1 protein-coding gene and 2 pseudogenes are annotated in these 907 nt (G+C 35.6%); all 3 read right to left on the bottom strand.

Features of this window, described 5'->3' with window-relative positions; translation table 11 throughout:
* Positions 1 to 78: pseudogene (locus KQI94_RS16885) on the bottom strand (type II toxin-antitoxin system antitoxin, RelB/DinJ family); the annotation flags it as partial.
* 110 nt (positions 79 to 188) lie between these two features.
* Positions 189 to 773, bottom strand: coding sequence for a thermonuclease family protein (locus KQI94_RS16145; RefSeq protein ID WP_002368095.1), 585 nt, complete (start codon positions 771 to 773; stop codon positions 189 to 191).
* Between the two features lie 23 nt (positions 774 to 796).
* Positions 797 to 907: pseudogene (locus tag KQI94_RS16880) on the bottom strand (single-stranded DNA-binding protein); the annotation flags it as partial.

Here is a 907-nt window from a genome sequence, read left to right as displayed (position 1 = left end):
ATCAAATAATTGTTCTGCTTCTTCTTTTAAATTTTCATCAACATTTACATGTATAGGTTTCTTTTTTGTAGTAGCCACCTTTACCCCTCCTTTATGTATATAATTATAACACATTATGTTGTTAACAACAACATAATGTGTTATAATTTCTCGCCAAAAACTTTCAATAATTCATAGCGATTTCTTATTTATTTACTAAACCCCCGTTGTGTCACATAACCTGGTATGCTCCAGATTCCGAGTGACTCATTTTTAGCCTGTTCTTGGGCTTGCTCTAGTTCTGACAAATATTTAGTGTTAGGTTCTTTTATATAGGCCACACGTGCTAAACCTTCACTCACAAGTGTTTTTTGTAGTAATGTTCCATCTACAAAAATATAACCCAACGCTCGGCCGTAGCGATCTGTTTTATCGCCTTGATCATATTCAAAAGTAATTTCTGAAGCATTAGACAAAAGCTCTTTTGTACGTTTGCTAGCTTCCAATCCGAACGGCTGAACTTTTGTTTTCGGTTTCACAGTCTCGGGTGTGTCAATTAATAAAAACCGAACTTTTTGTTCTTTTCCGTCAATTTTTAATACTGTGGTATCGCCATCCACGTGCCTAACAAAATCAGCTGGTATACGTTGATCGTTTGAAATAGTTTGAGTAACATTTTCAGTAACTTCTTTTACACTATCCTGTGCTTTTTGTTCAAGACTTGCGCATCCTGATAATAAAAAAGTGGCTACTGCTGTAAGCAGCAGCCACTTTTTACCGATTAACTTTTTCATTTTCTCCCTCCTTCAGATAAATTTTAATGATAAGCAGGCGGTTCCATATCATCCATACCATAAAACGGTTCGGCGTTCGCCATTTCTGGCATTTGTTGTTTTTGTTCTCTATTTTGTACAGTTTCTTTTGATTC

Origin of the sequence: Enterococcus sp. S183_ASV_20, from assembly GCF_018919685.1 — a bacterium.
In the GTDB taxonomy this organism is placed as follows: Bacteria; Bacillota; Bacilli; order Lactobacillales; family Enterococcaceae; genus Enterococcus; species Enterococcus faecalis.
The sequence above is the reverse complement of the archived record's forward strand: the minus strand, read 5'-3'. Positions and strand labels throughout refer to the sequence as shown.